This is a genomic window from Streptomyces smyrnaeus, assembly GCF_017676345.1.
In the GTDB taxonomy this organism is placed as follows: Bacteria; Actinomycetota; Actinomycetes; order Streptomycetales; family Streptomycetaceae; genus Streptomyces; species Streptomyces smyrnaeus.
Genome location: NZ_JAFFZM010000050.1, coordinates 1 through 5,069, shown reverse-complemented (window position 1 = coordinate 5,069; position 5,069 = coordinate 1). Strand labels below are relative to the sequence as shown.

2 rRNA genes are annotated in these 5,069 nt (G+C 58.1%); both read right to left on the bottom strand.

What is annotated here, in order from left to right:
- Positions 1 to 40: 40 nt before the first annotated feature.
- A 23S ribosomal RNA gene (locus JW613_RS35360) occupies positions 41 to 3,163 on the bottom strand.
- Positions 3,164 to 3,470: 307 nt separating this feature from the next.
- Positions 3,471 to 5,000 (bottom strand): 16S ribosomal RNA (locus JW613_RS35355).
- Together the 16S and 23S rRNA genes form the textbook arrangement of a ribosomal RNA operon.
- Positions 5,001 to 5,069: the final 69 nt, after the last annotated feature.

Sequence of the window (5,069 nt, the reverse complement as noted above, 5' to 3'; positions counted from 1 at the left end):
GGTTGTTGTCTCAGAACCCACACAGTGGACGCGAGCCTCTATGGACAAGCCCTCGGCCTATTAGTACCGGTCACCTCCACACGTTACCGTGCTTCCAGATCCGGCCTATCAACCCCGTCATCTCCAGGGAGCCTTAACCCCTCAAAAGGGGGTGGGAGTCCTCATCTCGAAGCAGGCTTCCCGCTTAGATGCTTTCAGCGGTTATCCTTCCCGAACGTAGCCAACCAGCCATGCCCTTGGCAGAACAACTGGCACACCAGAGGTCCGTCCGTCCCGGTCCTCTCGTACTAGGGACAGCCCTTCTCAAGACTCCTACGCGCGCAGCGGATAGGGACCGAACTGTCTCACGACGTTCTAAACCCAGCTCGCGTACCGCTTTAATGGGCGAACAGCCCAACCCTTGGGACCGACTCCAGCCCCAGGATGCGACGAGCCGACATCGAGGTGCCAAACCATCCCGTCGATATGGACTCTTGGGGAAGATCAGCCTGTTATCCCCGGGGTACCTTTTATCCGTTGAGCGACGGCGCTTCCACAAGCCACCGCCGGATCACTAGTCCCGACTTTCGTCCCTGCTCGACCCGTCAGTCTCACAGTCAAGCTCCCTTGTGCACTTACACTCACCACCTGATGACCAACCAGGCTGAGGGAACCTTTGGGCGCCTCCGTTACTCTTTAGGAGGCAACCGCCCCAGTTAAACTACCCACCAGACACTGTCCCCGATCCGGATCACGGACCCAGGTTAGACATCCAGCACGACCAGAGTGGTATTTCAACAACGACTCCACGAACACTGGCGTGCCCGCTTCACAGTCTCCCACCTATCCTACACAAGCCGAACCGAACACCAATATCAAGCTGTAGTAAAGGTCCCGGGGTCTTTCCGTCCTGCTGCGCGAAACGAGCATCTTTACTCGTACTGCAATTTCACCGGGCCTATGGTTGAGACAGTCAAGAAGTCGTTACGCCATTCGTGCAGGTCGGAACTTACCCGACAAGGAATTTCGCTACCTTAGGATGGTTATAGTTACCACCGCCGTTTACTGGCGCTTAAGTTCTCAGCTTCACCAGGACGAATCCTGACTAACCGGTCCCCTTAACGTTCCAGCACCGGGCAGGCGTCAGTCCGTATACATCGCCTTACGGCTTCGCACGGACCTGTGTTTTTAGTAAACAGTCGCTTCTCGCTGGTCTCTGCGGCCACCCCCAGCTCACCAAGCATGTTGGATCACCAGGTGTGGCCCCCCTTCTCCCGAAGTTACGGGGGCATTTTGCCGAGTTCCTTAACCATAGTTCACCCGAACGCCTCGGTATTCTCTACCAGACCACCTGAGTCGGTTTAGGGTACGGGCCGCCACACAACTCGCTAGAGGCTTTTCTCGACAGCACAGGATCACCCACTTCACCACAAACGGCTCGGCATCAGGTCTCACCCACAAGCCAGGCGGATTTACCTACCTGACGGGCTACACCCTTACCCCGGGACAACCATCGCCCGGGCTGGACTACCTCACTGCGTCACCCCATCACTCACCTACTACAAGCTCGGACCGTCGGCTCCACCACACCCCTTCACCCGAAGGATCCAGAGGGGCTTCACGGACTTAGCATCACCTGATTCGATGTTTGACGCTGCATAGCGGGTACCGGAATATCAACCGGTTCTCCATCGACTACGCCTGTCGGCCTCGCCTTAGGTCCCGACTTACCCTGGGCAGATCAGCTTGACCCAGGAACCCTTAGTCAATCGGCGCACACGTTTCTCACGCATGTATCGCTACTCATGCCTGCATTCTCACTCGTGAACCGTCCACAACTCGCTTCCACGGCTGCTTCACCCGGCACACGACGCTCCCCTACCCATCCCAGCCTCCGTTAGGAGTAACACTGAAATGACACGACTTCGGCGGTGTACTTGAGCCCCGCTACATTATCGGCGCGGAATCACTTGACCAGTGAGCTATTACGCACTCTTTCAAGGATGGCTGCTTCTAAGCCAACCTCCTGGTTGTCTCTGCGACTCCACATCCTTTCCCACTTAGCACACGCTTAGGGGCCTTAGTCGATGCTCTGGGCTGTTTCCCTCTCGACCATGGAGCTTATCCCCCACAGTCTCACTGCCGCGCTCTCACTTACCGGCATTCGGAGTTTGGCTAAGGTCAGTAACCCGGTAGGGCCCATCGCCTATCCAGTGCTCTACCTCCGGCAAGAAACACACGACGCTGCACCTAAATGCATTTCGGGGAGAACCAGCTATCACGGAGTTTGATTGGCCTTTCACCCCTAACCACAGGTCATCCCCCAGGTTTTCAACCCTGGTGGGTTCGGGCCTCCACACGGTCTTACCCGCGCTTCACCCTGCCCATGGCTAGATCACTCCGCTTCGGGTCTTGAACACGCTACTCAACGCCCTCTTCGGACTCGCTTTCGCTACGGCTCCCCCACACGGGTTAACCTCGCAACATGCCGCAAACTCGCAGGCTCATTCTTCAAAAGGCACGCAGTCACGACGTTACGTGCAAGCACGCAACGCGACGCTCCCACGGCTTGTAGGCACACGGTTTCAGGTACTCTTTCACTCCGCTCCCGCGGTACTTTTCACCATTCCCTCACGGTACTATCCGCTATCGGTCACCAGGGAATATTTAGGCTTGACGGGTGGTCCCGCCAGATTCACACAGGATTTCTCGGGCCCCATGCTACTTGGGAACAACACAAGCGAGCCGTACAGATTTCAGCTACGGGGGTCTTACCCTCTACGCCAGGCCTTTCGCATGCCCTTCGCCTATCCATACGGTTTCTAACTCACCCAGCCGCCGGCAGACGACTGAAGCGCAGTCCCACAACCCCGCATGCGCAACCCCTGCCGGGTCTCACACACATACGGTTTAGCCTCATCCGGTTTCGCTCACCACTACTCCCGGAATCACGGTTGTTTTCTCTTCCTACGGGTACTGAGATGTTTCACTTCCCCGCGTTCCCTCCACACCGCCTATACATTCAGCGGCAGGTGACAGCCCATGACGACTGCCGGGTTCCCCCATTCGGACACCCCCGGATCACAGCTCGGTTGACAGCTCCCCGGGGCCTATCGCGGCCTCCCACGTCCTTCATCGGTTCCTGGTGCCAAGGCATCCACCGTGCGCCCTTAAAAACTTGGCCACAGATGCTCGCGTCCACTGTGCAGTTCTCAAACAACAACCAGCCACCCACCACCCCCGACACACATCGGAGTTCACTGGGACCGGCACCAAGAGCCACAACCCAACGGCCGTGCCCTCAGACACCCAACAGCGCGCCCAACACCCTCACCCGATCACCCGTCTTCCACGCCGAAGCAGTACTAACGAACAACCAGCCAAGAGTGCCGAATAGTCAACGTTCCACCCATGAGCAACCCACCGCAGAACACTCGCCTGCGTAATGGGCCTCTGGACCACCACACGTGGTGGCCAAAGATGCTCCTTAGAAAGGAGGTGATCCAGCCGCACCTTCCGGTACGGCTACCTTGTTACGACTTCGTCCCAATCGCCAGTCCCACCTTCGACGATTCCCTCCCCACAAAGGGGGTTGGGCCACCGGCTTCGGGTGTTACCGACTTTCGTGACGTGACGGGCGGTGTGTACAAGGCCCGGGAACGTATTCACCGCAGCAATGCTGATCTGCGATTACTAGCGACTCCGACTTCATGGGGTCGAGTTGCAGACCCCAATCCGAACTGAGACCGGCTTTTTGAGATTCGCTCCACCTCACGGCATCGCAGCTCATTGTACCGGCCATTGTAGCACGTGTGCAGCCCAAGACATAAGGGGCATGATGACTTGACGTCGTCCCCACCTTCCTCCGAGTTGACCCCGGCAGTCTCCCGTGAGTCCCCAACCTCCGAAGAGTTGCTGGCAACACAGGACAAGGGTTGCGCTCGTTGCGGGACTTAACCCAACATCTCACGACACGAGCTGACGACAGCCATGCACCACCTGTACACCGACCCAAAGGGGGCGACCATCTCTGGCCGTTTCCGGTGTATGTCAAGCCTTGGTAAGGTTCTTCGCGTTGCGTCGAATTAAGCCACATGCTCCGCCGCTTGTGCGGGCCCCCGTCAATTCCTTTGAGTTTTAGCCTTGCGGCCGTACTCCCCAGGCGGGGCACTTAATGCGTTAGCTGCGGCACGGACGACGTGGAATGCCGCCCACACCTAGTGCCCAACGTTTACGGCGTGGACTACCAGGGTATCTAATCCTGTTCGCTCCCCACGCTTTCGCTCCTCAGCGTCAGTATCGGCCCAGAGATCCGCCTTCGCCACCGGTGTTCCTCCTGATATCTGCGCATTTCACCGCTACACCAGGAATTCCAATCTCCCCTGCCGAACTCCAGCCTGCCCGTATCGAATGCAGACCCGGGGTTAAGCCCCGGGCTTTCACATCCGACGCGACAAGCCGCCTACGAGCTCTTTACGCCCAATAATTCCGGACAACGCTCGCACCCTACGTATTACCGCGGCTGCTGGCACGTAGTTAGCCGGTGCTTCTTCTGCAGGTACCGTCACTTGCGCTTCTTCCCTGCTGAAAGAGGTTTACAACCCGAAGGCCGTCATCCCTCACGCGGCGTCGCTGCATCAGGCTTGCGCCCATTGTGCAATATTCCCCACTGCTGCCTCCCGTAGGAGTCTGGGCCGTGTCTCAGTCCCAGTGTGGCCGGTCGCCCTCTCAGGCCGGCTACCCGTCGTCGCCTTGGTAGGCCATCACCCCACCAACAAGCTGATAGGCCGCGGGCTCATCCTGCACCGCCGGAGCTTTCCACCACCAGACCATGCGGCCGGTGGTCATATCCGGTATTAGACCCCGTTTCCAGGGCTTGTCCCAGAGTGCAGGGCAGATTGCCCACGTGTTACTCACCCGTTCGCCACTAATCCCCTCCCGAAAGAGGTTCATCGTTCGACTTGCATGTGTTAAGCACGCCGCCAGCGTTCGTCCTGAGCCAGGATCAAACTCTCCGTGAATGCTTTCGCTTCGCGGAAGAGCGGGACCAGAAGAGGAATAATCTCCCGATCCACAGCGTCCTCGCTGTA